The following is a 25,691-nucleotide window of genomic DNA, read 5'->3' as shown; positions in this document are numbered from 1 at the left end:
AGTCCGCCATGGACCTGAACTTCACCCCCGAAGAAGAAGCCTTCCGCAGCGAGGTGCGCGACTTCCTGGCCGCCAAGCTGCCCAAGCGCCTCTCCGACAAGGTCGCGACCGGCAAGCACCTGAGCAAGGCCGACATGCAGGAGTGGCATGCCATCCTCAACGAGCGCGGCTGGCTGGCCAACCATTGGCCCGAACAGTACGGCGGCCCCGGCTGGACCGCGGTCGAGAAGTTCATCTTCGAGAACGAATGCGCGCTGGCGCATGCGCCGCGCATCGTGCCCTTCGGCGTGAACATGCTCGGCCCGGTGCTCATCAAGTACGGCAACGAGGCGCAGAAGCGCCACTGGCTGCCGCGCATCCTCGACGGCTCGGACTGGTGGTGCCAGGGCTATTCGGAACCCGGCGCGGGCTCCGACCTGGCCTCGGTCAAGACCTCCGCCGTGCGCGGCGTGGATGCCCAGGGCGACCACTACATCGTCAACGGCCAGAAGACCTGGACCACGCTCGGCCAGCACGCCAACATGATCTTCTGCCTGGTGCGCACCAACCGCGAGGCGAAGAAGCAGGAGGGCATCAGCTTCCTTCTGATCGACATGACATCGCCGGGCGTCGAAGTGCGCCCGATCATCACGCTCGACGGCGAGCATGAAGTCAACGAAGTGTTCTTCAGCGACGTGCGCGTGCCGGCCGAGAACCTCGTCGGCGAGGAAGACAAGGGCTGGACCTGCGCCAAGTACCTGCTGACCTACGAGCGCACCAACATCGCCGGCGTCGGCTTCTCGGTCGCCGCGATGGAGCAGTTGAAGGTCATCGCCGGCAAGCAGACGAAGAACGGCCGCCCGCTCGCCGAAGACCCCGCCTTTGCGGCGCGCATGGCGAAGGTCGAGATCGACCTGGAGAACATGAAGACCACCAACCTGCGCGTGATCGCGGCAGTGGCCGGCGGTGGCGTGCCGGGCGCGGAAAGCTCGATGCTCAAGATCCGCGGCACCGAGATCCGCCAGGAGATCTCGTCGCTGACCCGTCGCGCGATGGGCGCGCAAGCCCGCCCGTTCGTCGTCGAGGCGCTGGGGGAAGGCTACACGGGCGAGACCTTCAGCCCCGCACCGGCAGCCGCTGCGCGCTACTTCAACAACCGCAAGCTGTCGATCTTCGGCGGCTCGAACGAAATCCAGAAGAACATCATCTCGAAAATGATTCTGGGCCTGTGAGGAACTGACATGAACTTCGAACACACCGAAGACCGGCGCATGCTCGCCGACAGCCTGAACCGTTTCATCGCAGAGCAATACGCCTTCGAGGCGCGCGACCGCATCGCCAGGTCCGCGCAGGGATTCAGCACCGAGATCTGGCAGCAGTTCGCCGAACTGGGCGTGATCGGCGCGCTGTTCAGCGAAGCCGATGGCGGCTTCGGCGGCGGTGGCTTCGATGTCGCCGTGGTCTTCGAGGCGCTGGGCCGCGGGCTGGTGGTCGAGCCGCTGCTGGGCGCCGTGATGGCCGGTGAGGCGATTTCGGTTGCGGGCAATGACAAGCAGAAGGGTCTGCTCCCGGAGATCGTCGGCGGCACCACGATCGCCACGCTCGCCCATGACGAACCCGAGACCCACTACGAACTCAGCCGCGTGCAGACGCGCGCCGAGCGCAGCGGCGACGGCTGGGTGCTGAAGGGCGCCAAGGCAGTCGTGCAGCAAGGCGAACAAGCGAACCTCTTCGTCGTCTCCGCCCGCACTTCGGGCACGGTGGACGACGAAGCCGGCATCTCGCTCTTCCTCGTGCCCGCGAAGACGGCCGGCCTGACGGTGCGCGGCTGCCCCGCCATCGACGGTGGCCGCGTGGCCGAACTGCGCTTCGACAACGTGAAGCTCGGCGCCGACGCCCTGCTGGGCACCGAAGGTCAAGGCCACGCCACGCTGGAGCGTGCCATCGGCCGCGGCGTGCTCGCACTGTGCGCCGAAGCGCTCGGCGCGATGGAAGCCGCCAAGACCGCCACGCTGGAATACCTGCGCACGCGCAAGCAGTTCGGCACGCTCATCGGCAGCTTCCAGGCATTGCAGCACCGCATGGCCGACCTGCTGCTGGAGATCGAGCAGGCGCGCTCGGCCGTGATCAACGCGGCAGCCGCCATCGACGCCGATCGCGTGACGCGCGAGCGCGCGCTGTCGGCCGCCAAGGTCAGCATCGGCCGCATCGGCACGCTGGTTGCAGAGGAAAGCATCCAGATGCACGGCGGCATCGGCATGACCTGGGAACTGCCGCTGGCCCACTACGCCAAGCGGCTGGTGATGATCGACCACCAGCTCGGCGACGAAGACCACCACCTCCAGCGCTACATCGCGCTCGGAAAGGAGCGTCACTGATGAAAGGCGCTCTGCCGCTGGCCGGCGTCCGCGTTCTCGACCTTTCTCGCATCCTCGCCGGACCGTGGTGCGGCATGGTGCTGGCCGACCTCGGTGCCGAGGTCATCAAGGTCGAGCACCCCGGCCGCGGCGACGACACGCGCGACTGGGGCCTGCGCGTCGGCAACACCGAGACGGCCTACTTCAACAGCGTCAACCGCAACAAGCGGTCGATCGGCCTCGACCTGCAGACGCCGGAAGGCCAGGAGATCGCCCGCGAACTCGCGAAGAAGAGCGATGTCGTGATCCAGAACTTCAAGTTCGGCGGCATCGACAAGCTCGGCCTCGGCTACGAGGCCTTGCGCGAGGTCAATCCAGGCCTGATCTACTGCTCGATCTCGGGCTATGACCGCACCGGCCCCGAAGCGGCACGTCCCGGCTACGACCTGGTCGTGCAAGGTGAAGCGGGCCTGATGGCGCTCAACGGCGAGGCCAACCAGCCGCCGCTGAAGTTCGGTGTTGCAGCGGTCGACCTGTTCACCGGCATGTACTCCGCACAGGCCGTCCTCGCCGCGCTGTACGAGCGCGAGAAGACCGGCACCGGCCGCCACATCGAGATGGCGCTGTTCGACTGCGGCCTGATGATCACCGCCTACTACGGCCTCGAAGCCCTGCTGATGGGCGAGGACCCGCCGCGCTACGGCAACGCCCATCCGTCGATCGTGCCCTACGGCGTCTTCGATGCCGAGGACGGCCCGCTGGTCATCACCGTCGGCAACAACAGCCAGTTCGCGCGCTTCTGCACCGATGTGATCGAGCGCCCCGACCTCGCGGACGACGAACGCTTCAAGACCAACATCCTGCGCTCCGCCAACCGCGAGGCGCTGATGCCCGAGATCAACCGCGAACTCGGCAAGCGCAAGCGCAAGGCGCTGCTCGAACAGCTCACGCGCTCGGGCATCCCCTGCGGCGAAGTGCTCGGCCTGCTCGAAGCACTGCAGTCCAAGCGCGCCACGGATGCCGGGCTCGTGACCACGCAGCCGCATCCCGTGGCCGGCAGCGTCAACGTGCTCGCGCCACCCTATCGCTTCGACGGCGAACGCCTGCCGGTGCGCAGCGCCCCGCCGCAACTCGGCGAAGGCACGCGCGACGTGCTGCAGTCGCTGCTCGGCCTCTCCGACGAGAAGCTCTCCCAACTGAAATCGAATGGCGTCCTCTGACGCCGCATCCTGAAGAACACATGGCCTCCCGTTTCCCGACTTCCGTCCGCAACCCCGCGCGCCGCGCGCTGCTCGCCCTCGCACTGCCGCTGCTGGCAGGTTCCGCTTTTGCACAGGCTCAAGCCTGGCCGACCAAGCCCATCACGATCATCGTGCCCTTCCCCGCTGGCGGCCCGACCGACACGGCGACGCGCATCATCGGCCAGAAGATGTCGCTCGGCCTCAAGCAGCCGGTGCTGATCGACAACCGCAGCGGCGCATCGGGCACCATCGGCGCGGCCGCAGCCGCCAAGGCCGCGCCGGACGGCTACACGCTGGTGATGCTCGCGACACCCACCCTGCTGGCGGGACACCTCTACGGCCCCACCAGCTACGACATCTTCAAGAACTTCACGCCGGTCGGCACGACCTACGACTTGCCGATCGTGATGGTGGTCAATCCGAAGGCGCTGCCTGACGTGACGGGCCTCCAGCAACTGATCGCCAAGGCCAAGGAGCAAGGCGGCAAGTTCAACTACACGACCGCCGGCACGGGCAGCTTCGGCCACCTGACGACCGAGTCGCTCAAGACGGTCGGCCACTTCGACATGCAGCACGTGCCCTACCGCGGCAGCGCGCCGGCCGTGACGGACCTGATCGGCGGGCAGGTGCCGATGATGTTCTCGGACCTCATCGCCGTGCTGCCGCACATCAAGTCCGGCACGCTGCGCGCCATCGCCGTCGGTTCGTCCAAGCGCCTGAGCCTGCTGCCCGACGTGAAGACGGTGGCCGAGCAAGGCTTCCCCGGCTTCGACGCCACCTCGTGGGGCGGCATGCTCGCGCCCGCCGGCACGCCGAAGGAAGTCATCGCGCGCCTGAACGCCGAACTGAAGAAGGCACTCGCCGACAAGGAAGTGCAGGAGAAGCTCGAAGGCGTCGGCACCTTCGCGGCCTTCCAGACGCCCGAGCAGATGGCCACGCGCATGCGCCAGGACTACGAGCGCTGGGGCAAGGTGATCCGCGACAACAACATCACCAACAAGTAGGCCGCGCTCCGGGCCGGGGACGGCCCGGCGCATGATTCGAGAAACGCCCGCATCAGGAGACAGCACCCATGAGCCGCACCAGCGAACCCCGGATCGCAGCGCCCTTCAGCGCGTCCTTTCCCATCCGCAGCCTCGCGGACATCCGCCGGCTCGAGGAGACGCCGCTCGACCAGGCGCTGACCGTTCGCAGCACCTACGAGATCTTCCGCAATGCCGGTGCCGCTTTCGGCGACAAGACGGCGCTGACCTTCCTGCGCACGGGCAACCCGGCGGACGAGCCGATCCGCTGGTCCTACGCCAGGCTGCTGGCCGGCATCCACCAGACCGCCAACGCGCTGCACGCGCTCGGCGTCGGGCCGGACGACGCAGTGGCCGTGCTGCTGCCGGGTTGCCTGGAGTACCACCTCGCGCTGTGGGGCGGTGCGGCGGCCGGCATCGTGCAGCCGCTCAACCCGCTGCTGACGGACGAAAAGCTGGTGTCGCTCATGACGGCCGGCCGGGCCAAGGTGCTGATCGCCTATGGCTCCGACGCCGAGTCCGGCATGTGGTCGAAGGCGATGCGTCTGCGCAGCCAGGTGCCCACGCTCACCACGGTGCTGCGCGTGGCGCCGCACGACGAAGCGCCGGGCAGCGCCGGGCCGTTGCCCGAAGGCGTGGCCGACTTCAAGGCCTTGCTCGAACGCGAGCCCGATGACCATCTGGTGAGCGGCCGCGACATCCAGGCCAGCGACATCGCGGCCTACTTCCACACCGGCGGCACCACGGGCGCACCCAAGCTGGCGCGCCACAGCCACGGCGCGCAGGTGTTCACCGCCTGGGCCAGCGTGAACGTCGCAGGCCAGGGTTCGAGCGACATCTCCATCAACGGCTATCCGCTGTTCCATGTGGCGGGCGTGTTGCCGGCCTCGCTGGCCTCGCTCTCGGCGGGCGTGGAAGTGATCATTCCGACCACCTCGCTGCTGCGCAACAAGGAGGTGCTCGCCAACTACTGGCGGCTGGTCGAGAAGTACCGACCGACCTCGCTGTCGGCCGTGCCGACCGTGCTCGCCGCGCTGGCGAACGTGCCGCTCGACGGCGCGGACATCTCGTCGATCCGCTACTGCCGCACCGGCGCCGCCGTCCTCGCACCGGAGCTCGCGGCGCGCTTCGAGCGCCTCTTCGGCCTGCACGTGCACGAGAGCCTGGGCATGACGGAGATGGCCGGCATCTCGACCATCACGCCACCGGGCGTGATCGGGCCTGCGGGCTGCGTCGGCTTTCCGCTTCCCTTCACGCAGTTGCGCATCGTCGCGCTCGACGAGAACGGCAATGCCAGCGACCGCGACCTGCCTGCGGGCGAACAGGGCATGGTGCTGTTCAAGTCGCCGAACCTGTTCTCGGGCTTCGTCGACCCGGCCGACAACGCCAAGGCCTTCACGGCCGACGGCTGGCTCGCCACCGGCGACCTGGGCTGGATGGACGACGAGGGACGGCTGAACCTCAGCGGCCGCTCGAAGGACCTGATCATCCGCAGCGGCCACAACATCGATCCCAAGGTGATCGAGGACGCGCTCGGCGCGCACCCGGCGGTGCAACTCTGCGCCGCAGTGGGCGCGCCCGATGCCTATGCAGGCGAGTTGCCGGTGATCTTCGCGACGCTGGTGCCCGGCGCATCGGCGAGCGAGGAAGAACTGTTGGCCTTCACGGCCGGGCGGGTCGACGAGGCGCCGGCCAAGCCCAGGTCGGTGATCGTCATCGAGACGATGCCGATGACCAACGTCGGCAAGATCTACAAGCCCGAACTGCGCTCGATGGCCTCGCGCAAGGTGGCCGCCACCATGGTGGACGAGGCCTGCGCCGCATTGGGCATCGACGCGGCGGCACGCCCGCAGGTGCAGGCCGATGGCGACAGCGCGCTGAAGGTCGTCATCGACCCGGCCGCCGTGGGCGCGCAGGCCCAGGCGCTGCAGGGCCAGTTGCAGCAGGTGCTGGGGCGCCTGCCCGTCAAGGCGCAGGTGATCCTGAAATAGCCGCGCGCATTTTCCTGAACACAACCGGAGACACACCTTGACCTCATCGCAAGCTTCGAGCCGCCGTGCGTGGCTCTGCGCCGCGGCCTCCGCCGCCGCGCTGTGCGCCACCGCAACTGCGCAGGCACAGACCTATCCGACCAGGCCGATCAAGATGGTGGTGCCCTTCGCCGCCGGCGGCGCGACCGACGTGCTGGCCCGTGTGCTGGCCGAGAAGATGGCGGCCGGCCTCGGCCAGCCCGTCATCATCGACAACAAGCCCGGCGCGGCCGGCATCATCGGCACCGATGCGGTCGCCAAGGCGGCGCCGGACGGCTACACCATCGTGCTGTCGCTCAGCAATTCGCTGCTGACCAACCAGTTCCTCTACGAGAAGCTGCCCTACGACACGCAGCGCGACCTCACGCTGGTCTACCAGATCGCGATGGCGCCGCTGGTGCTGGTGGTGCATCCGAGCGTGCCGGTCAAGACCGGGCCGGAGCTGCTCAAGTACGTCAGCGCCAACAAGGGCAAGGTGGCCTACGGCTCCTACGGCGTGGGCGCCTATCCGCACCTGGCCGGCGCGCACATGAGCCTGACGCAGAACGCCGACATGAACCACGTCGCCTACAAGGGCGAGGCGCCGATGCTGCAGGACCTCATTGGCGGCCAGATCCAGATGGCCTTCGCCAGCGCGCTGGTCGCGAAGCCGCAGATCGAGGCCGGCAAGGTCAAGGCCATCGGCGTGACCGGCGACCGCCGCATGAGCACGCTGCCCAACGTGCCGACGCTGGCCGAGCAAGGCATGAAGGACGAGGCCTATCGCGTGACCGGCTGGCTCGCCATCGCGGCGCCGGGCAACACGCCGAAGCCCATCGTGCAGCGCATAGCGGACGAAGTGCGCAAGGCGACGCAGCAACCGGACGTGCAGGCGAAGGTCGCGGGAATGGGCTTCGAGCTGAAAGACAGCTCGCCCGAGGCCTTTACCGCCGCCTACAAGCAGGAGCGCCCGGTGTGGGAGCGCCTGATCAAGCAATCGGGCGCCAAGCTCGAGTGAATCCCAGAATCCCAAAACCGAAGGAGCTAGACACATGAAGATCCTGGTCCCCGTCAAGCGGGTCGTCGACTACAACGTGAAGGTGCGCGTCAAGAGCGACGGCACCGGTGTGGACATCGCCAACGTCAAGATGAGCATGAACCCCTTCGACGAGATCGCCGTCGAAGAGGCGGTGCGCCTGAAGGAGAAGGGCGTCGCCACCGAAATCATCGCCGTCTCGTGCGGCGATGCGAAGTGCCAGGAAACCCTGCGCACGGCCATGGCCATCGGTGCGGACCGCGGCATCCTGGTCGAGACGACCGAAGAACTCCAGCCGCTGGCCGTTGCCAAGCTGCTGAAGGCGCTGGTCGACAAGGAACAGCCCCAACTGATCATCCTGGGCAAGCAGGCGATCGACGACGACGCCAACCAGACGGGCCAGATGCTGGCGGCGCTGGGCGATCTGCCGCAAGCGACTTTTGCCTCCAAGGTCGAAGTCTCGGGCGACAAGGTCAGCGTGACCCGTGAAGTGGACGGCGGCCTGGAGACCATCTCCCTGTCGTTGCCCGCGGTCATCACCACCGACCTGCGCCTGAACGAGCCGCGCTACGTGACCTTGCCCAACATCATGAAGGCCAAGAAGAAGCAGCTCGACACCGTCAAGCCCGAAGACCTCGGCGTGGACGTCAAGCCGCGCCTGAAGACCCTGAAGGTTTCGGAGCCCCCGAAGCGTGGCGCCGGCATCAAGGTGCCCGACGTGGCCACCCTCGTCGAGAAGCTGAAGAACGAAGCCAAGGTGATCTGAGGAAGAACGACATGACCGTACTTGTTATTGCCGAACACGACCACGCCACGCTCAAGCCGGCGACCCTGAACACCGTGACCGCAGGGATTGCCTGCGCCAGCGGCGATGTCCACGTGCTGGTGGCTGGAGCGAATGCCGCCGAAGCCGCCAAGGCCGCCGCCCAGGTGGCGGGCGTTGCCAAGGTGATCGTGGCCGACAGCGCCAGCCTGGCCGAGAACCTCGCGGAGAACGTCGCGGCCCAGGTGCTGGCGATTGCCAAGAACTACAGCCACATCCTGTTCCCGGCCACGGCCAACGGCAAGAACGTCGCACCGCGCGTGGCCGCCAAGCTGGATGTGGCCCAGATCAGCGACATCACCAAGGTCGACAGCCCCGACACCTTCGAGCGCCCGATCTATGCGGGCAACGCCATCGCCATCGTGCAAAGCAGCGACGCCATCAAGGTCGTGACCGTGCGCACCACGGGCTTCGACCCGGCAGCGGCGACCGGCGGCAGCGCAGCGGTGGAAACCGTGGACGGCGTGGCCGACAGCGGCAAGTCGAGCTTCGTGGGCCGTGAAGTCACCAAGAGCGAACGCCCTGAGCTGACGGCAGCCAAGATCATCGTCTCCGGCGGCCGGGCACTGGGCAGCGCGGAGAAGTTCACCGAGGTGATGGCGCCTCTCGCGGACAAGCTCAACGCAGGCCTCGGCGCGAGCCGCGCCGCGGTGGACGCGGGCTACGCGCCGAACGACTGGCAAGTGGGCCAGACCGGCAAGATCGTGGCGCCGCAGCTGTACATCGCAGCCGGCATCTCCGGCGCGATCCAGCATCTGGCGGGCATGAAGGACTCCAAGGTGATCGTGGCGATCAACAAGGACGAAGAAGCGCCGATCTTCAGCGTGGCCGACTACGGCCTCGTGGCTGACCTGTTCACGGCCGTGCCGGAACTGGTCAAGACGATCTAGGCCCTCCGAGGAGAAAGCAGCACCATGAAGACCCGCGTCACCGAACTGCTCGGCATCCGCTACCCGATCATCCAGGGCGGCATGCAATGGGTCGGGCTGGCGGAGCTGGCCTCGGCGGTTTCCAACGCCGGGGGCCTCGGCATCCTGACTGCGCTCACGCAGCAGACGCCCGATGCGCTGCGGCGCGAGATCGAGCGCACGCGCGCCATGACCGATCGCCCTTTCGGCGTGAACCTCACGATCCTGCCCGCGCTGAAGCCGCCACCGTATGCCGAGTACGTGCAGGCCATCATCGACAGCGGCATCAAGATCGTCGAGACGGCCGGCAACAGCCCGCGCGACTTCATCGACCAGTTCAAGGCGCACGACATCAAGGTCGTGCACAAGTGCACTTCCGTGCGCCATGCGCTGTCGGCGGAACGCAATGGCGTCGATGCGGTCTCGGTCGATGGCTTCGAATGCGCGGGTCATCCGGGCGAGGACGATGTGCCCGGACTGGTGCTGCTGCCGATCGCGGCACGCGCGCTCAAGATCCCGATCATCGCCTCGGGCGGCATCGCGGACGGGCGCGGCATGGCCGCCGCGCTGGCGCTGGGCGCCGAGGGCGTCAACATGGGCACCCGCTTCTGCGTGACGCAGGAGGCGCCCATCCACTACAACATCAAGCAGGCCCTGGTCGCGGCCTCGGAGCGCGACACCAAGCTGATGTTCCGCACCATGAAGAACACGGCGCGCGTGTTCAGGAACGCGATCTCCGAGGAAGTGGTCGCGACCGAGACCCGGCCGGGCGGATGCCAGTTCGACGACATCCGTCCCCTGGTGGCCGGCGTTCGCGGGCGCGCTGCGCTGGAGTCCGGCGAGGTCAACGGCGGGGTGGTCTCGGCGGGCCAGTGCATCGGCCTGATCGACGATGTGCCGACCTGCGCCGAGCTGCTCGAACGCATGGTCCGGGAGTGCCGCGAGCACCTGGACCGATCGCGCGCCTACTTCGACTGACGGGGTCCGGCGGGGCGGCAGCTAAGGAAACCCCCGATGACCAATGTGGTCATTGATCGTTACGATTCATAGCTGCTTCCCTGTCGAGGTGTACGGATCGCATCCCGGCGTCCGGCCGGTGACGACGTTGGCACCACCTTCCTGCTCCTCCCCCGATGACCACTCCCACCGAGTCCGGCCCCGTGCTGGACGCCGCCAGTCCCATTCCCCCTGAAATCGAAGCCGCCGACGAACCGACGCGCGTTCCCCTCGCCATCGAGGACTGGGCCACGGTGATCATCATGGGCCTGCTGGCCTGCATCACTTTCGCCAACGTGCTGGTGCGCTACTTCACCGACTCCTCCTTCGCGTGGACCGAGGAGTTCTCGGTCTTCCTGATGATCCTGCTGGCGCTGGTGGCGGGCTCCGCCGCCGTCGCGCGCGACCGGCACATCCGCATCGAGTACTTCGCCGAGAGCGGCACGATGGCGCGGCGCAAGCGCCTGGCGCAGTTCGGCGCGCTGATGGTGGCGGTGCTGTTCCTGCTGATCGGCGCGCTCAGCGTGCGCGTGGTCTGGGACGACTACCGTTTCGAGGAAACCTCGCCCGGCATCGGCGTCCCGCAGTGGTGGTATTCGATCTGGCTGCCCATCGTCTCCTTCGCGATCGCGCTGCGCGCCATCGGCCTCTTCGTGCGCCGCGGCCGCAAGACGAACTACGGGGGCTCGGACCAGTGATCCCCACGCTTCTCTTCGTCGCCTTCCTGCTGATGATGCTGGTCGGCGTGCCGATCGGCGCGGCGCTCGGCCTCGCCGGTGCGGCCTGTATCGCGCTCGCCAACGCCGACGCGCAATGGTTCGGCCTGCTGGCCGTGCCGCAGAACTTCTATGCGGGCCTCGGCAAGTATCCGCTGCTCGCGATCCCGATGTTCGTGCTGGTCGGCTCGATCTTCGACCGCTCGGGCGTGGCGTTGCGGCTGGTCAACTTTGCGATCGCGATCGTCGGACGCGGCCCCGGCATGCTCCCGCTGGTCGCGATCGTGGTGGCGATGTTCCTCGGCGGCATCTCGGGCTCGGGCCCGGCCAATGCGGCTGCCGTCGGCGCCGTGATGATCACGGCAATGTCGCGCGCGGGCTACCCCGATGCGTACTCGGCCAGCGTGGTGGGCGCCGCGGCGGCCACCGACATCCTGATTCCGCCGTCGGTGGCGTTCATCGTCTACTCGGTGCTGGTGCCCGGCGCCTCGGTGCCGGCGCTGTTCGCCGCAGGCATGGTCCCCGGCATCCTGGCCGGCATCGCGCTGATCGTCCCGGCGGTGTGGCTGGCGCGCAAGCACAAGATGGGCGCGCTCGAATCCAGCCTGCCGCGCCCGCCGTTCTGGAAGAGTTTTCGTGAAGCGACCTGGGGCCTGGCGGCGCCGGTGCTGATCCTCGGCGGCATGCGCGCCGGCCTCTTCACGCCAACCGAGGCGGCCGTGGTGGCGGTGTTCTACGGGCTGTTCGTGGGCATGGCGATCCACCGCACGATCAAGGTGAGGGATCTGTTCGTGATCCTGCGCGAATCGGGCGAGTTGTCGGCGGTGATCCTGCTGGTGGTGTCGCTCGCGGGCATCTTCGCGTACTCGCTCTCGACGCTGGGCGTGATCGATCCGGTCACCCGCGCAATCGTGAATTCCGGGCTGGGCGAATACGGCGTGCTGTCGCTGCTGATCCTGATGTTGATCACGGTCGGCATGTTCCTCGACGGCGTATCGATCTTCCTGATCTTCGTGCCGCTGCTGTGGCCGATCGTGCAGTACTACAAGTGGGACCCGGTGTGGTTCGGGGTGATCCTCACGCTCAAGGTCGCGCTCGGACAATTCACGCCGCCGCTGGCCGTGAACCTCATGGTGTCCTGCCGCATCGCCAACGTGCGCATGGAAGAGACGGTGCGCTGGGTGGGGTGGATGCTGTTCGCGATGTTCCTTGTGATGGTGGCTGTGATTGCGTGGCCTGAACTGGCGTTGTGGTTGCCGCGGAAGCTGGGTTACTAGAGATGCTGGTTTGGGACGCGTGCGTTGGGCGATGGTGGGCGGTGACACGTTGCAGGAAAACTGTCCGCCTCAATCGCTGTGATTGGCGCGCAGGCTCGCAGCGTCAGAGGCGGACGCCGCCTTTGCACACCCATGGAACCCGGCATACGGTGCGCGCCGGCCGACCCCTCTACGCCGCCGAAGCGCGCAGCTTCAGGCGGAAAAAGGGCCGCGCGTGTTTGAGCGAAGCGAGTTTGCGCGGACCCCGCCTGAAGCGAGCACTGCAGGGCAGCCCGAAGGGCCGGCGTAGCGGGGTCGGCCGGCGCGCACCGTATGCCGGGCGGACGCCGCAAGCGACAACAAAAACCTCACCCCAAGTCCAGTGCACCCAAGGACTGGTTCCATCCGATTTACCCCAAGGAGACTGACCTCATGAATTTCCGTCGTTCCCTGCTCGGCCTCCTGGCCGTGGCAGCCACCCTGAGCACCTTCTCGGTCACCGCACCCGCGCAAACCTACAAGGCCGAATACAAGATGTCGCTCGTGCTCGGCCCACCCACCCCCTGGGGTGAAGCCGGCCGCATCTGGGCCGACCTCGTGAAGGAACGCACCCAGGGCCGCATCAACATCAAGCTCTACCCCGGCGTCTCGCTGATCCAGGGCGACCAGACGCGCGAGTTCAGCGCACTGCGCCAGGGCGTGATCGACATGGCCGTCGGTTCGACCATCAACTGGTCGCCGCAGGTCAAGCAACTCAACCTCTTCTCCATGCCCTTCCTGATGCCCGACTACGCGGCAGTGGACGCGCTCACGCAAGGCGAAGTCGGCAAGGAAATCTTCGCCACGCTCGACAAGTCCGGCGTCGTGCCGCTCGCCTGGGGTGAAAACGGCTTCCGCGAAATCACCAACTCGAAGAAGGCCATCAAGTCCCCCGAGGACCTCAAGGGCATGAAGATCCGCGTCGTCGGCTCGCCCATCTTCTCCGACACCTTCAGCACCCTCGGCGCCAACCCCACGCAGATGAGCTGGGCCGATGCGCAGCCCGCCCTCGCCAGCGGCGCCGTCGACGGCCAGGAGAACCCGCTGTTCCTCTTCACCGTGCTCAAGATGCAAACCGTCGGCCAGAAATTCGTGAGCACCTGGGGCTATGTGTGCGACCCGCTGGTGTTCGTCGTCAACAAGGAAATCTGGGCTTCCTGGACGCCAGCCGACCAAGCCATCGTGCGCCAGGCCGCGATCGACGCCGGCAAGCAGAACATCGCGCTGGCCCGCAAGGGACTGGTCGAAACCGACAAGCCGGTGCTCAAGGACATCGCGGCGATGGGCGTGACCGTCACGCAACTGTCGCCAGCCGAACGCGAGGCCTTCGTGAAGGCGACGCGCCCGGTGTATGCGAAGTGGAAGCCGACGGTCGGCAACGACCTCGTGGCGAAGGCCGAGCAGGCCATCGCCGCCCGGAAGAAGTAAGAACCCCTCCGCCCGACAAAAAAAGCCCCGCACTGCGGGGCTTTTTTTTGCTTCAGGGTGGCGACGCTAGCTACTTACTGCGGCTTCGCCAACCCCAGCTTCTCGATCAACGCCTTCTCGCGCGTGAACGTCGTCTGCGCGAACTTCGCGTAGTCGCTGGAACTCATGTAGATCGGCAGCATGTCGTAACGGCCCAGCGCTGCGACATAGCTCGGTTCTTCCATCGCCTGCTTGAAGGCGTCGTGCAGCTTCCTCACCACCTCCGGCGGCGTGCCCTTGGGTGCGCCGATGCCGAAGGGCGAGTTCTGCACGATGTCGATTCCCAGTTCCTTGAGCGTGGGCGCGTCGGGGAACTTGGCGAGGCGCTTCTCGCCCCAGGTGTTGAGCACGCGCAGCTTGCCCGACTCCACCAGCGGCGCGAAGCCGGTCGAATCCGCAATGGCCATCAGGTGGTTGCCAAGCACCGCCTGCGACAGCTCGGCGCTGCCCTTGTACGGCACGTGCTGCAACTGGATGCCCAACTGCTGCGCAATCAGTTCGGTCGTCAGGTGCGGGCTGGTCATCGTGCCGGTCGAGCCGTAGGTGAGCTTGCCCGGATTGGCCTTGGCATAGGCCACGAACTCGTTCCAGTTCTTGATCGGGCTGTCGGCCGGCACCGCGATGCCGAAGGCGTAGCCGGTGACGTTGATCACATAGCTGATGTCCTTGACCGGGTCCCAGTTGATCTTGGTGGTGTACGGCAGGCGGAACACGCCGAGCGGGATCTGGCCGATGGTGTAGCCGTCGGGCGCGGCGGTCTGCAACGCCTGCGCGGGCAAGGTGCCGCCGGCGCCGGGCTTGTTGTCCACCACGATCGGCTGGCCGAGGATCTTCGAGGCGTTGTCGGCCAGTTGCCGCATCGTGATGTCCGTGGGCCCGCCGGCAGGGAAGGCGATCACGAGCTTGATGGGCCGGGTGGGAAAACTCTGGGCGTGCACGGCCGTGGCCGTGGCGGCGATGCCGAAAAGTGCGGCACACAAGAGAGAACGACGAAACATGAGGCTGGCTCCGGAAAACGGGTCGAAATCGACGGTCCGCCATTGGGCCGCAGGGACATTCCGCGGGCAATGGGGGAATGTCCCGGTCGAGTCACCCGACCGCCGCGCGGGGCGCTCGCTCAGCCCGCGTGTTGCATGAATCCGTCAAGCACGTTGACCGCGTTGACGCCGACCTCCGCCACCGCATAACCGCCTTCGAAGACGAACACCGTCGGCAGCCCGGCGCGCGCGATGTCCTCACCGATACGCAGGTAGTCGGCCGTGGCGAGCGTGAAGCCCGCGATCGGGTCGCCCTCGAAAGTGTCGAGGCCCAGCGACACGACCAGCGCACCGGGCTTGTATTTGGCGATGCCGCTCAACGCATCCTTCAGCGCCTCTCGCCAAGCCGAAAAGCCTGTACCGCGCGCCAGCGGCAAGTTGCGATTGAAGCCCGATCCGGCGCCCGCGCCACGCTCGTCGGCGTAGCCCAGGTAGTAGGGGTATTCGGTGTGCGGATCGCCATGGATGCTCGTGAACTGCACGTCGGCCCGTTCGTAGAAGATCGCCTGCGTGCCGTTGCCGTGGTGATAGTCGATGTCGAGCACCGCAACGCGCTTCACGCCGGCATCGCGCAACGACTGCGCCGCAATCGCCGCATTGTTGAGAAAGCAATAGCCGCCAAAGAAATCCGCGCCCGCATGGTGCCCCGGCGGCCGCGTGAGCGCGAACGCCGCGCGCTGCCCCTGCAGCACCCGCGCCGCGGCAGTCAACGCGCAACAGGCGCCCGCACGTGCAGCCTCCCAGGTTCCCGATGTCAGCGGCGTGCCCGCGTCGTACGAAAACAAGCCCATGCGCGCGGGAAAGCTCGCGGGCAGCACATCGGATCGAAAGGTGCGGATCGGCCAGTACGAAGGCAAGGCATCGCGCTCGGCGTTGGCCGGATCGAGTGCCACCCATTCGCTCCATGCGTTGGCGAGGAACTCGAGATAGCGCGGCGCGTGCACGCGGCCCATGGCCGCATCGTCAAACGCGTCCGGCGACTCGATGGATCCAAGATTGCGCTCCTGCAGTTCACGCAGGACGTAGTCGGCACGCGCCGGAACCTCGAAGCACGGCACCAGCTCGCCCCTGAACATCTCCACCTTGCCGTGATGAACCGAATGGCGAACGTTGTAGATCGTGAGCATGTGCGTAGATTAGCGCGGCTCGCATGAAAAGGGACCTGCGCCACCGGCGTACGCACCCGTCGCAAACCCCCAAGCCCGGCATGCGGTGCGCGCTGGCCGACCCCTCTACGCCGCCGAAGCGCGCAGCTTCAGGCGGATCAGGGCCGCGCGTGTCTGAGCGAAGCGAGTTTGCGCGGACCCCGCCTGAAGCGAGCACTGCAGGGCAGCCCGAAGGGCCGGCGTAGCGGGGTCGGCCAGCGCGCACCGCGTGCCGGGCGCCCTACCAAAGGGGAGAAAACCCCTCTAGTCAGGCCTCCCGCCGAATAGGCGAAGGCGTAGCTTCCTGCACAGGCAATGTCAGCACCACATGCTTCTCCAGCGACCGGGCCAGCACCGGCGCCAGCGCAACACCGGTATGCGTACCGAGCCGCACCACCTCTTCAGGCGGCGCCGCAGCCACCACGCGCCCACCGGCGTTGCCGCCCTCAGGCCCGAGGTCGATCAGCCAATCGGCTTCCGCGATCACATCCAGGTCATGCTCGATCACCACCACGCTGTGCCCGCCGTTCACCAGCCGGTGCAGCACGTGGATCAGCTTCTCGACGTCCGCCATGTGCAACCCCACCGTCGGCTCGTCGAGCACATACAGCGTGTGCGGCGCCTTGTTGCCGCGCCGCGTGACGTCGTCGCGCACCTTGCTGAGCTCGGTCACGAGCTTGATGCGCTGCGCCTCGCCGCCAGACAACGTCGGCGAAGGCTGGCCCAGCGTGAGATAGCCCAGCCCCACATCCTTGAGCAACTGCAGCGGATGGCTGATGTTGGGCATCGACGCGAAGAACTCCACGGCCTCGTCGACCTCCATCTGCAGCACATCGCCGATGCTCTTGCCACGCCAGCTCACGGCCAGCGTCTCCGGGTTGAAGCGTGCGCCATGGCACACCTCACAGGGGACCTTCACGTCGGGCAGGAAACTCATCTCGATGGTGCGAACACCCGCGCCGTCGCAGCCCGGGCAACGGCCCTCGCCCGTGTTGAAGCTGAAGCGCGCCGGACCATAGCCCCGCGCCTTCGCTTCCAGCGTGTCGGCGAACAGCTTGCGGATCGTGTCCCAGAAACCGATGTAGGTCGCCGGGCAGCTGCGCGGCGTCTTGCCGATGGGCGTCTGGTCGACCTCCAGTACGCGGTCGATGGTCTCGTAGCCCTCGACCGCGCTGCATCCAACCCATTTCGGATGCTTGCCGGCCGCATCGGCGTCGCGCCCGGCCTTGGTCATCCGCTGCACCACCGCCGCATACACATTCGCGAGCAGCACGTCGCGCGCCAGCGTCGACTTGCCCGAGCCGCTGACGCCGGTCACCGCCACCAGCCGATGCAGCGGCAACGATACCGTCACGTCCTGCAGGTTGTGCAGGTCCGCACCGCGCACCGTGAGCCAGTCGGGCGCACCGGGCTCCGGCATCGGCACCGGGCGCCGCGCCTGCAGCGGATGCTTGATCGCATCGCGCAGGTAGCGCCCCGTCTGCGAATCGCCGGCACCCTGGATATCGGCCACCGTGCCCTCTGCCACCAGCCGCCCGCCTCGCTTGCCCGCACTCGGGCCGATGTCGATGATGTGATCGGCGCGGCGGATCGTGTCCTCGTCGTGCTCCACCACGACCAGCGTGTTGCCCTTGTCGCCCAGCTTGTGCAGCGCGTCCAGCAGGATCTGGTTGTCGCGCGCATGCAGGCCGATGGTCGGCTCGTCGAGCACGTAGCAGACGCCCTGCAGGTTGCTGCCGAGTTGTGCCGCGAGGCGGATGCGCTGCGCTTCGCCGCCGCTCAATGTGGGCGCGCCGCGGTCGAGCGTGAGATAGCCCAGTCCGACCTCTTCCAGAAACTCCAGCCGACTCTTGATCTCCGGCACCAGGTCGCGCGCGATCTCCGCTTCGCGGCCGCTGAGCCGCAGCCCTTCGAACCACACGCGAATGTCACCCACGCTCATCCGCGCCAGCTCGGTGATGCCGATGCCGCCATTGCCAGCCGCATCGGAGGTGCCGAAGCTCACAGCCCGCGCCGTCGCATTGAGCCGCGTGCCTTCGCAGGTCGGGCAGGCCACGTCGCCGACGTCTTCCGCCTCGGGCTCGGCAAAGGTCTGCTCGCGCCCCTTCTGGTCGTCCGCCATCACCGAGTCGTCGTAGACCTTGCGCTGCTCCTTCGTGAGCTTCACCCCGGTGCCCACGCAGTCGGGGCACCAGCCATGCTTGCTGTTGTACGAGAACAGGCGCGGATCGAGTTCCGCATAGCTGGTGCTGCACACCGGGCAGGCACGCAGCGTCGAGAACACGTGCGCCCGGCCGATGGCGGCGGTCGGTGAACCAGCCATCATCGCGCCACGCAGGCCCGTGAGATCGCTCAGCACGTGAACCACGCCCTTGCCGTGCTCCAGCGCGCGCGTGAGCGCCTGGCGCAATTCGGTTTCCTGCGATGGCAGCACGTCGAGGCTCGCCACAGGCAGCTCGATGCTGTGCTCCTTGAAGCGGTCGATGCGCGGGAAGTTCGTGGTCGGCAGAAACTCGCCGTCGACCCGCAGATGCGTGTAGCCGCGCGGCCGCGCCCAGTCGGCCAGCTCGGTGTAGACGCCCTTGCGGTTGCTCACCAGCGGCGCGAGCAAGCCGATGTGCTGGCCCTTGAAGTTCTTCAGCAACTGCGCCGCAATGCTGTCCGGCGTCTGCGGCTGCACTGCCGCGCCGTCGTGGATGCAGTGCTGGATGCCGAGCTTGACGTAAAGCAAGCGCAGGAAGTGCCATACCTCCGTGGTGGTGCCCACCGTGCTCTTGCGGCCGCCGCGCGACAGCCGCTGCTCGATCGCGACGGTGGGCGGAATGCCGTACACCGCATCTACCTCGGGCCGGCCCGCGGGCTGCACGATGCTGCGCGCATACGCGTTCAGCGATTCGAGGTAGCGGCGCTGTCCTTCGTTGAACAGGATGTCGAAAGCCAGCGTGGACTTGCCCGAACCACTCACGCCGGTGACCACGCTGAACTTGCCGCGCGGAATGTCGACCGAGAGATTCTTGAGGTTGTGCTCGCGCGCGTTGACGATCTGGATCGCATCGCGTCCCGCGGCCGGCTGCGCGCGTGCCGCGTACGAACGCGCGGCGCGTTCCGCCACCTTGTAGGCGCCGGGGCCGATCGCCAGTTCGTAGTCGGCCAGCGCGGCACCGGTGAGGGACGCGCGGTTCTCCCGCACCTGCTCGGGCGTGCCGACCGCAACGACCTGGCCGCCGCCTTCGCCACCTTCCGGCCCCAGGTCGATCAGCCAGTCGCTGGCGCGGATCACATCGAGGTTGTGTTCGATGACGACCAGCGAATGCCCCGCTTCGAGCAGCTTGCGCAACGCGCGCATCAGCCGCGCGATGTCGTCGAAGTGCAGGCCGGTGGTCGGTTCGTCGAAGAGGAACAGCGTGCCCTTGCGCGCCAGCGGCTGCTTGCTGGCGCTGGCGTTCTTCGCGGCTTCCGCAAGAAAGCCCGCCAGCTTGAGGCGCTGCGCCTCGCCGCCGCTGAGCGTGGGCACCGGCTGGCCGAGCTTCACGTAGTCGAGCCCGACGTCGACGATGGGCTGCAGCATGCGCAGCACCTCGCGATCGGAGGCGAAGGCCGCAGCGGCCTCTGCCACCGTGAGGTCGAGCACATCGGCCACGTTGACGGCACGCCCTGCGCGCTCGATCGTCACTTCGAGAATCTCGGGCCGGTAGCGCTTGCCATCGCAATCCGGGCAGCGCAGGTAGACGTCGGAGAGGAACTGCATCTCCACGTGCTCGAAGCCCGAACCGCCGCAGGTCGGACAGCGGCCATCACCGCTGTTGAAGCTGAACTTCGACGCCGTGTAGCCGCGCTGCCGCGAAAGCCCGGCCGTGGCGAAGATCTCGCGGATCGCGTCCCACGCGCCCACGTAGCTCGCAGGGTTGGAGCGCGCCGTCTTGCCGATCGGCGATTGGTCGACGAAGACCACGTCGCTCAGATGATCGGCGCCCAGCATCCGGTCGTGCGCACCGGGGGTTTCGGTCGCCTTGCCGAAGTGCCGCATCAGCGCGGGCGCCAGCACGTCCTGCACCAGCGTGGACTTGCCGGAGCCGCTGACGCCGGTGATGCACACCAGCCGTGCGAGCGGCAGCTCGACCGTCACGTCCTGCAGGTTGTGCTCGCGCACGCCTTCGAGGATGAGGCGCGGCGTGTTGTCGCTCACCATGCGGCGGAAGCCCATGCCGATCTGCTTGCGGCCGCCGAGGTACTGGCCGGTGAGCGTCTCGGCGTCGCGCAATGCGTCGGTGCTGCCGTCGAACACGATCTGCCCGCCGCGCACGCCGGGACCAGGCCCCATGTCGATCACGCGGTCGGCGGCCAGCATCACGGCCGGGTCGTGCTCTACCACCACCAGCGTGTTGCCCGCATCGCGCAGGCGCAGCATCGCTTCGGTGATGCGGTTCATGTCGCGCGGATGCAGGCCGATGCTGGGCTCGTCGAGCACGAAGAGCGTGTTGACCAGCGAGGTGCCCAGCGCCGTCGTGAGGTTGATGCGCTGCACCTCGCCGCCGCTGAGCGTGCGGCTCTGGCGGTCGAGCGTGAGGTAGCCGATGCCGACGTCGTGCAGGTAGCGCAGGCGCGTCGTGATTTCCTCGAACAGGAGCTTGAGCGCCTGCACGTCGCCTTCGCTGGCCGTGCTGCTGTTGCCGTGGCTCTCGATGCCGTCGAAGAAGCGCCGGAGCCGTTCGATGGGCAGCAGCATGAGGTCATGCAGGCACAGGCCGGGCAGGGCTTCGAGCTGTTCGCGCGACCACTTCGCGCCGACCGGCATGAAGCGCTTGGCGGGAGGGAGCACCGCATCGGCGTCTTCCTTGCTGCCGATGCGCCACAAGAGGCTTTCGAGCTTGAGCCGCGCGCCCGCGCAGACCGGGCACGGCGTGTAGCTGCGGTACTTCGACAGGAGCACACGGATGTGCATCTTGTACGCCTTGCTCTCCAGGTAGGCGAAGAAGCGGCGCACGCCGTACCACTGCTTGTTCCAGTTGCCTTCCTTGTAGTTGGGCGTGCCCTCGATCACCCAGTGCTTCTGCTCGTCGGTGAGCTTGTTCCACGGCGTGTCGCGCGGGACGCCCGCCGCTTCGGCGTGCCGCATGAGATCGTCCTGCGCTTCCTTCCATGCGGGCGTCTGGATGGTCTTGATCGCGCCGGCGCGCAAGGTGAGCTTGTCGTTCGGGATCACGAGGCCGAGATCGACGCCGATCACGCGGCCGAAGCCGCGGCAGGTCTCGCAGGCGCCGACCGCCGAGTTGAACGAGAACATCGACGGGATCGGGTCGGTGTAGCGGATGTCGCTCTCGGGGCAATGCAGGCCGGTAGAGAACTTCCAGATATCCGGCTCCGTACCCTCTTCCGCCGACAGCGCGTAGACCGTGAGGCGCCCGCTGCCGCGCTTGAGCGCCACTTCGATCGCCTCCACCACGCGCGCCCGTTCGGCGCCGGCGATACGGAAGCGATCGGCCACCACGTCGAGCACCTTGCGCGGCCCGGTCGGCGTCGCGACCTCGCGCTCGGCCTGCACGCGCGTGAAGCCGCTGGCGGACAGCCATTGCGTCACTTCGTCGGCGCTGGTGCTGGCGGGCAGTTCGACCGGGAAGGTCAGCACCACGCGCGGATCGCCCGCAGCGGCAGCGCGCGAGACCAGTTCGGCATAGATCGAATCCGGCGAGTCGTGCCGCACGGGCAATGCCGTCTCGCGGTCGAACAACTGGGCCGCCCGCGCGAAGAGCAGCTTCAGGTGATCGTTGAGTTCCGTCATCGTGCCGACGGTCGAGCGCGACGAACGCACCGGATTCGTCTGGTCGATGGCGATCGCGGGCGGCACGCCCTCGACCTTGTCGACGGCCGGCTTGTCCATGCGATCGAGAAACTGCCGCGCGTAGGCCGAAAAGGTCTCGACGTAGCGCCGCTGGCCTTCGGCGTAGAGGGTGTCGAACACCAGGCTCGACTTGCCCGAACCGCTGGGCCCGGTGACCACCGTCATCTCGCCGGTGCGGATGTCGAGGTCGAGGTTCTGGAGATTGTGCTGACGTGCACCGCGTATCCGGATGGAGCCCTGTGTCATGTCTACCTTGCGGGATGGGGCAGACATTCTAGGAACTCGGCTCGACCCTGGCTTGTGAAAGGACAACCGGATACAGGCGCCGAAAGTTGCGCCGGATTTCTGTGGATAAGGCTGTGCGTGGCGCCGGGACGGCCCCCACGAAACCCAGAAGCGGCGCGGCTTTCCGCTGGGTTGCCCGCAAAACAGGCACCCGCGATCCGGGGCGCCTCAAAAGATGGTGACAATCGCCGGCCAGGAATCCATTGAGCGCCATGCAAGAACGCTTCATCGCCGACATTCTCAGGAATCGCAACAACCGGGCCATCCTCGACCGATGGCCCGCCTTGAACCTCCCGGACGGATGGCTGGTCGCCGGCTGCCTCTTCCAAACGGTGTGGAACCTGCGGTCCGGCCATGCGCCAGAAGCGGGCATCAAGGACTACGACCTGTTCTATTTCGACGCCAGCGACACGAGCGAAGAGGGTGAGCGCCGGGTGCAAGCGCGCGTCGATGAAGCGCTCGGCGACCTCGGCGTCACGATCGAGGCGTCGAACCAGGCGCGCGTTCACCTCTGGTACGAATCGCACTTCGGCCAGCCTTACGAGGAACTGCGCAGCGCCCGCGACGGAATCGACCGCTTCCTCGTTCCCGCGACGTGCGTCGGCATCCGGCCGGGTGATCTCTATGCGCCGAACGGCCTCGCCATGCTGTACGACGGCCTGTTGACGATGAACCCGCTCGTACCCCATCGCGATCTGTTCCACGAGAAATCCGCGTCCTATCGCGCGCGCTGGTCGTGGCTGCAGATTCAGGCGGACTGCGCCACCTAGCGGCCACCACGGGATCGGCCTCAGAATGAGGTCAGCGGGGGCCGTCGCTCCCACGGGAGACCCGAGAATGTCGCCACGCGAGATGTACCAGCAACGGCGGACCACGCCGGCCGAAGCCGTGCGCCACGTGCGCGATGGCGACTTCATCGTCGTGCCAACGGGTGTCGGTGAACCGCCAACGCTCCTGACGGCACTGTCGGAGCAGCGCCTGGATTTCCGCGACGTCAAGGTCGGCCAGATCCTCGCGCTGCGGAAGTACGGCTACATCGATCCGGCCACGGTGGACCATGTCCGCCACGTCGCCTATTTCTTCGGCGGCGCCACGCGCGAGGGCGGACAGGCCGGCTGGGTCGATTTCATTCCGAACTACTTCTCGGAGATCCCCGACCAGATCGAACGCGGGCTGGTGCCCGCGGACGTCGTGTTCAGCATGGCCTCCCCCATGGACGAGCAGGGCTTCTTCGCGCTCAGCCTCGGCGCCGACTACACCATGGCCGCGGTCGCCAAGGCGCGCGCCGTGGTGCTGGAGGTGAATCCGCATGTGCCCTTTGCATTCGGCAACTGCCGTGTGCATGTGTCGAAGGTCGCCGCCCTGGTCGAGAGCGAAGAGCCGGTGCTCGAGGTCGGCCTCCCGAAGATCGGCGTCGTGCAGGAAGCCATCGGCAAGTACGTGGCCGACATGATCGACGACGGCTCCACGTTGCAGATCGGCTATGGCGGCATTCCCGATGCCGTGGTCATGCAACTGGCGCACAAGCGCGATCTCGGCATTCACACCGAGATGATCGGCGACGGCATCCTGTCGCTGGTGGAGTGCGGGGCCGTCACCAATCGACGCAAGAATTACCTGCCGGGCAAGATGATCGCCACCTTCGCGCTGGGCTCCGGGAAGCTCTACCGGTACATGAACCGCAACCCCGCGCTGGAGATGCATCCGGTGAACTACACCAACGACCCGGCGCTGGCGGGCATGAACGACAACCTGGTCGCGATCAACGCCACCCTGCAGATCGACCTCCTGGGGCAATGCGGCTCGGAGAGCCTCGGCTCGGCACCGTTCTCGGGAACCGGAGGCCAGTCCGACTTCGTGCGTGCCGCCAACCGGTCGCGGGGTGGCAAGGCATTCATCGTGCTGCCATCGACGGCCAAGGGCGACACCGTCTCGCGCATCGTGCCGGTGCTTTCGCCGGGCACCCACGTGACGACCAGCAAGAACGACATCAACTATGTCGTGACCGAGTACGGCGTGGCGCAGTTGCGCGGCAAGTCGGCGAAGCAGCGTGCCCGCGAACTCATCGGCATCGCGCACCCCGCCTTCCGCGAAGAGCTTGCGGCGCAGGCCGCGCGCATCAGGCTCCTGTAGCGCCTCGGCCGGACAAGCCCCGCTCCCAGGCACGAAGGTCTCGGCTCCACGCGCGAAGGCGAGAGTCCGGGCTGTGCCCGCCGCCCGAGGTCGTGGCCAGAAGCTGGTCGAGCAGGATCTGCTGATCCGTGCTGAGCGAATCCGGGAAGATCGGCGAGAGCGTGATCACCTGATCCCCGCGCGCACCACGGCGCGTCGTCGGGAAGCCCTGGCCCTTCAGGCGGTAGGAGAGTTGCTCGCGGTCCAGCTGCAGCGCGTGCAGGCCGGTGACGGTCGGCACCTGGATCGACCGGTTGGCGATCCACGCAAAACCATCGACCGGGATCTCGCATCGGATCGTGCCGTCGCCATCGAGTTGGAAGAACGCGTGCTCCGACACCTCGACGCGGATCTCGAGGTCTGCGGGAGGGCTGTCCGGACGCGAGCGTCCTCCAGCGACATGCAGCAGGTCCCCATGGCGCACGCCATGCGGGATGCGAACCTTGATCTTGTACGCGCGCGCATCCATCTTGCCGGAGCCGTCGCAGGCCGGGCACGGCTGCCTCGCGATGCCGCCGCCCAGGCAGGCATCGCACTCGTAGTAGCCACTGGGCCATCCGAAGAAGGAGCGCTTCGGCATGGCGCCCGAGCCGCCGCACTGGGCGCAGTTTCCGCCGAGCACCTGATGACCTGCGCCCGCGCAGGTCGAGCAGACATCGGTGACCTTGCCGCGCAGCACCTTGATGCAACCGATGGCGGCTTCCTCCAGCGTGAGCTTGACCTTGCGGGAGATGGGCCGACGCGACCGATGCGCGCCGTCGGCGTGCCGCGACGCCGTACCGTCGTCGTCGAATCCGCGGGCGTTTTCTTGCGCTGTGCCAGGCGCTGCGCCGTCAGCGGCCGCGTCATCCGTGCGCACACGGGTTCCGGCACGACGGATTTCCTCGAACGCCTGATTGATGCGCTGCATCTTGGCCACCGCATCGGAACTGTCGTTGCGGTCCGGATGCCACTGCGAGACGAGCCGGCGCCATGCTGCCTTCACCTCGCTGTCGGTCGCATCAGGTGCCAAGCCCAGTTCGGTGAAAGCGTTCTCGGTGCCCAAATCAGTGTCCTTGTCCAGGCTCGGCGTTCGGGACGATGTCCCGATGGAAGCGACGGCCTGCCGGCACGAATGTTAATCGAGCGTCGAAGCCGTCATCGACGTCTTTCAGCACTCAGAGGTGCCTATTTCGATGCTTCACCCGCAGCCGGTGCAGTCGCCGGCGCGTGCATCGAGTCCCCGCCGTGCTTCTCCCCCGACATGTCCACCTTGTCCCCCGCCTTCATCAAGACGAACAACACGACAACCGCAAAGATGGCAAACCCAATCCCGATCTTCCACATGACCCAATCTCCTGACTGAAATGAAAAAGGCCCCGCAC

At 67.1% G+C, this 25,691-nt stretch carries 19 protein-coding genes; 14 read left to right on the top strand and 5 right to left on the bottom strand.

Annotation, left to right across the window (positions count from 1 at the left end):
- The first annotated feature begins 8 nt into the window (after nucleotides 1-8).
- From QTH90_RS26755 to QTH90_RS26700, 12 genes are all read left to right on the top strand, one after another.
- The gene (locus QTH90_RS26755) at nucleotides 9-1,211 is read left to right on the top strand and encodes an acyl-CoA dehydrogenase family protein (protein ID WP_286667598.1); all 1,203 of its coding nucleotides are present in this window, start codon (nucleotides 9-11) and stop codon (nucleotides 1,209-1,211) included.
- A gap of 9 nt (nucleotides 1,212-1,220) precedes the next feature.
- Complete coding sequence (locus QTH90_RS26750; protein ID WP_286667597.1) at nucleotides 1,221-2,357, top strand: acyl-CoA dehydrogenase family protein; 1,137 nt, start codon at nucleotides 1,221-1,223, stop codon at nucleotides 2,355-2,357.
- A complete protein-coding gene (locus QTH90_RS26745; protein ID WP_286667596.1) occupies nucleotides 2,357-3,556 on the top strand; it encodes a CaiB/BaiF CoA transferase family protein in 1,200 nt (399 codons plus the stop codon). Before QTH90_RS26750 ends, QTH90_RS26745 begins: the two co-directional genes overlap by 1 nt.
- A 20-nt stretch (nucleotides 3,557-3,576) precedes the next feature.
- Nucleotides 3,577-4,581, top strand: a complete 1,005-nt coding sequence (locus QTH90_RS26740; protein ID WP_286667595.1) for a Bug family tripartite tricarboxylate transporter substrate binding protein — start codon at nucleotides 3,577-3,579, stop codon at nucleotides 4,579-4,581.
- Nucleotides 4,582-4,649: 68 nt separating this feature from the next.
- On the top strand, nucleotides 4,650-6,590 hold the full coding sequence (locus QTH90_RS26735) for an acyl-CoA synthetase (protein WP_286667594.1): 1,941 nt from the start codon (nucleotides 4,650-4,652) through the stop codon (nucleotides 6,588-6,590).
- A gap of 37 nt (nucleotides 6,591-6,627) precedes the next feature.
- Entirely contained in the window at nucleotides 6,628-7,626 is a 999-nt protein-coding gene (locus tag QTH90_RS26730) for a Bug family tripartite tricarboxylate transporter substrate binding protein (RefSeq protein ID WP_286667593.1), read from the top strand.
- A gap of 34 nt (nucleotides 7,627-7,660) precedes the next feature.
- On the top strand, nucleotides 7,661-8,410 hold the full coding sequence (locus tag QTH90_RS26725) for an electron transfer flavoprotein subunit beta/FixA family protein (RefSeq protein WP_286667592.1): 750 nt from the start codon (nucleotides 7,661-7,663) through the stop codon (nucleotides 8,408-8,410).
- Between the two features lie 11 nt (nucleotides 8,411-8,421).
- Entirely contained in the window at nucleotides 8,422-9,357 is a 936-nt protein-coding gene (locus QTH90_RS26720; RefSeq protein WP_286667591.1) for an electron transfer flavoprotein subunit alpha/FixB family protein, read from the top strand.
- 24 nt (nucleotides 9,358-9,381) lie between these two features.
- Nucleotides 9,382-10,353 (top strand): NAD(P)H-dependent flavin oxidoreductase, encoded by a 972-nt coding sequence (locus tag QTH90_RS26715; RefSeq protein WP_286667590.1) that lies wholly within the window; start codon nucleotides 9,382-9,384, stop codon nucleotides 10,351-10,353.
- Between the two features lie 155 nt (nucleotides 10,354-10,508).
- Nucleotides 10,509-11,069, top strand: a complete 561-nt coding sequence (locus tag QTH90_RS26710; protein ID WP_286667589.1) for a TRAP transporter small permease — start codon at nucleotides 10,509-10,511, stop codon at nucleotides 11,067-11,069.
- On the top strand, nucleotides 11,066-12,364 hold the full coding sequence (locus tag QTH90_RS26705) for a TRAP transporter large permease (protein ID WP_286667588.1): 1,299 nt from the start codon (nucleotides 11,066-11,068) through the stop codon (nucleotides 12,362-12,364). The genes QTH90_RS26710 and QTH90_RS26705 overlap by 4 nt, the downstream gene beginning before the upstream one ends.
- A 411-nt stretch (nucleotides 12,365-12,775) precedes the next feature.
- Nucleotides 12,776-13,810, top strand: a complete 1,035-nt coding sequence (locus QTH90_RS26700) for a DctP family TRAP transporter solute-binding subunit (protein ID WP_286667587.1) — start codon at nucleotides 12,776-12,778, stop codon at nucleotides 13,808-13,810.
- A gap of 74 nt (nucleotides 13,811-13,884) precedes the next feature.
- Here QTH90_RS26700 and QTH90_RS26695 read toward each other — a convergent pair whose 3' ends face one another.
- The 3 genes from QTH90_RS26695 to uvrA all read right to left on the bottom strand — a co-directional run bounded on the left by QTH90_RS26695 (nucleotide 13,885) and on the right by uvrA (nucleotide 22,116).
- Nucleotides 13,885-14,847 (bottom strand): Bug family tripartite tricarboxylate transporter substrate binding protein, encoded by a 963-nt coding sequence (locus QTH90_RS26695; protein WP_286667586.1) that lies wholly within the window; start codon nucleotides 14,845-14,847, stop codon nucleotides 13,885-13,887.
- A gap of 119 nt (nucleotides 14,848-14,966) precedes the next feature.
- Nucleotides 14,967-16,013, bottom strand: coding sequence for a histone deacetylase family protein (locus QTH90_RS26690; RefSeq protein ID WP_286667585.1), 1,047 nt, complete (start codon nucleotides 16,011-16,013; stop codon nucleotides 14,967-14,969).
- 286 nt (nucleotides 16,014-16,299) lie between these two features.
- The gene (gene uvrA, locus QTH90_RS26685; RefSeq protein ID WP_286667630.1) at nucleotides 16,300-22,116 is read right to left on the bottom strand and encodes an excinuclease ABC subunit UvrA; all 5,817 of its coding nucleotides are present in this window, start codon (nucleotides 22,114-22,116) and stop codon (nucleotides 16,300-16,302) included.
- A 251-nt stretch (nucleotides 22,117-22,367) separates the two neighbouring features.
- Between uvrA and QTH90_RS26680 the strand changes: the two genes are divergently transcribed.
- Together QTH90_RS26680 and QTH90_RS26675 are read left to right on the top strand one after the other, a co-directional pair.
- Entirely contained in the window at nucleotides 22,368-22,925 is a 558-nt protein-coding gene (locus tag QTH90_RS26680) for a nucleotidyltransferase family protein (RefSeq protein WP_286667584.1), read from the top strand.
- A 67-nt stretch (nucleotides 22,926-22,992) separates the two neighbouring features.
- Nucleotides 22,993-24,288 (top strand): acetyl-CoA hydrolase/transferase family protein, encoded by a 1,296-nt coding sequence (locus QTH90_RS26675; RefSeq protein ID WP_286667583.1) that lies wholly within the window; start codon nucleotides 22,993-22,995, stop codon nucleotides 24,286-24,288.
- Here the strand turns inward: QTH90_RS26675 and QTH90_RS26670 are convergent.
- Nucleotides 24,275-25,372, bottom strand: a complete 1,098-nt coding sequence (locus QTH90_RS26670; RefSeq protein WP_286667582.1) for a DnaJ C-terminal domain-containing protein — start codon at nucleotides 25,370-25,372, stop codon at nucleotides 24,275-24,277. The genes QTH90_RS26675 and QTH90_RS26670 overlap by 14 nt on opposite strands.
- Nucleotides 25,373-25,494: 122 nt before the next feature.
- Nucleotides 25,495-25,653: a hypothetical protein gene (locus QTH90_RS26665; protein WP_286667581.1), complete on the bottom strand. Its 159-nt coding sequence runs from the start codon at nucleotides 25,651-25,653 to the stop codon at nucleotides 25,495-25,497.
- Nucleotides 25,654-25,691: the final 38 nt, after the last annotated feature.

This window comes from Variovorax flavidus, assembly GCF_030317145.1.
Taxonomy (GTDB): domain Bacteria; phylum Pseudomonadota; class Gammaproteobacteria; order Burkholderiales; family Burkholderiaceae_C; genus Variovorax; species Variovorax flavidus.
The sequence above is the reverse complement of the archived record's forward strand: the minus strand, read 5'-3'. Positions and strand labels throughout refer to the sequence as shown.

Bases quoted from the DNA above. Each gene is read 5' to 3' on its own strand.
- QTH90_RS26740 (WP_286667595.1), top strand. From the start codon at position 3,577: ATGGCCTCCCGTTTCCCGACTTCCGTCCGCAACCCCGCGCGCCGCGCG.
- QTH90_RS26725 (WP_286667592.1), top strand. From the start codon at position 7,661: ATGAAGATCCTGGTCCCCGTCAAGCGGGTCGTCGACTACAACGTGAAG.
- QTH90_RS26665 (WP_286667581.1), bottom strand. From the start codon at position 25,653: ATGTGGAAGATCGGGATTGGGTTTGCCATCTTTGCGGTTGTCGTGTTG.
- QTH90_RS26690 (WP_286667585.1), bottom strand. From the start codon at position 16,013: ATGCTCACGATCTACAACGTTCGCCATTCGGTTCATCACGGCAAGGTG.
- uvrA (WP_286667630.1), bottom strand. From the start codon at position 22,116: ATGACACAGGGCTCCATCCGGATACGCGGTGCACGTCAGCACAATCTC.
- QTH90_RS26750 (WP_286667597.1), top strand. From the start codon at position 1,221: ATGAACTTCGAACACACCGAAGACCGGCGCATGCTCGCCGACAGCCTG.
- QTH90_RS26755 (WP_286667598.1), top strand. From the start codon at position 9: ATGGACCTGAACTTCACCCCCGAAGAAGAAGCCTTCCGCAGCGAGGTG.
- QTH90_RS26715 (WP_286667590.1), top strand. From the start codon at position 9,382: ATGAAGACCCGCGTCACCGAACTGCTCGGCATCCGCTACCCGATCATC.
- QTH90_RS26745 (WP_286667596.1), top strand. From the start codon at position 2,357: ATGAAAGGCGCTCTGCCGCTGGCCGGCGTCCGCGTTCTCGACCTTTCT.
- QTH90_RS26710 (WP_286667589.1), top strand. From the start codon at position 10,509: ATGACCACTCCCACCGAGTCCGGCCCCGTGCTGGACGCCGCCAGTCCC.
- QTH90_RS26680 (WP_286667584.1), top strand. From the start codon at position 22,368: ATGCAAGAACGCTTCATCGCCGACATTCTCAGGAATCGCAACAACCGG.
- QTH90_RS26695 (WP_286667586.1), bottom strand. From the start codon at position 14,847: ATGTTTCGTCGTTCTCTCTTGTGTGCCGCACTTTTCGGCATCGCCGCC.
- QTH90_RS26720 (WP_286667591.1), top strand. From the start codon at position 8,422: ATGACCGTACTTGTTATTGCCGAACACGACCACGCCACGCTCAAGCCG.
- QTH90_RS26675 (WP_286667583.1), top strand. From the start codon at position 22,993: ATGTCGCCACGCGAGATGTACCAGCAACGGCGGACCACGCCGGCCGAA.
- QTH90_RS26735 (WP_286667594.1), top strand. From the start codon at position 4,650: ATGAGCCGCACCAGCGAACCCCGGATCGCAGCGCCCTTCAGCGCGTCC.
- QTH90_RS26700 (WP_286667587.1), top strand. From the start codon at position 12,776: ATGAATTTCCGTCGTTCCCTGCTCGGCCTCCTGGCCGTGGCAGCCACC.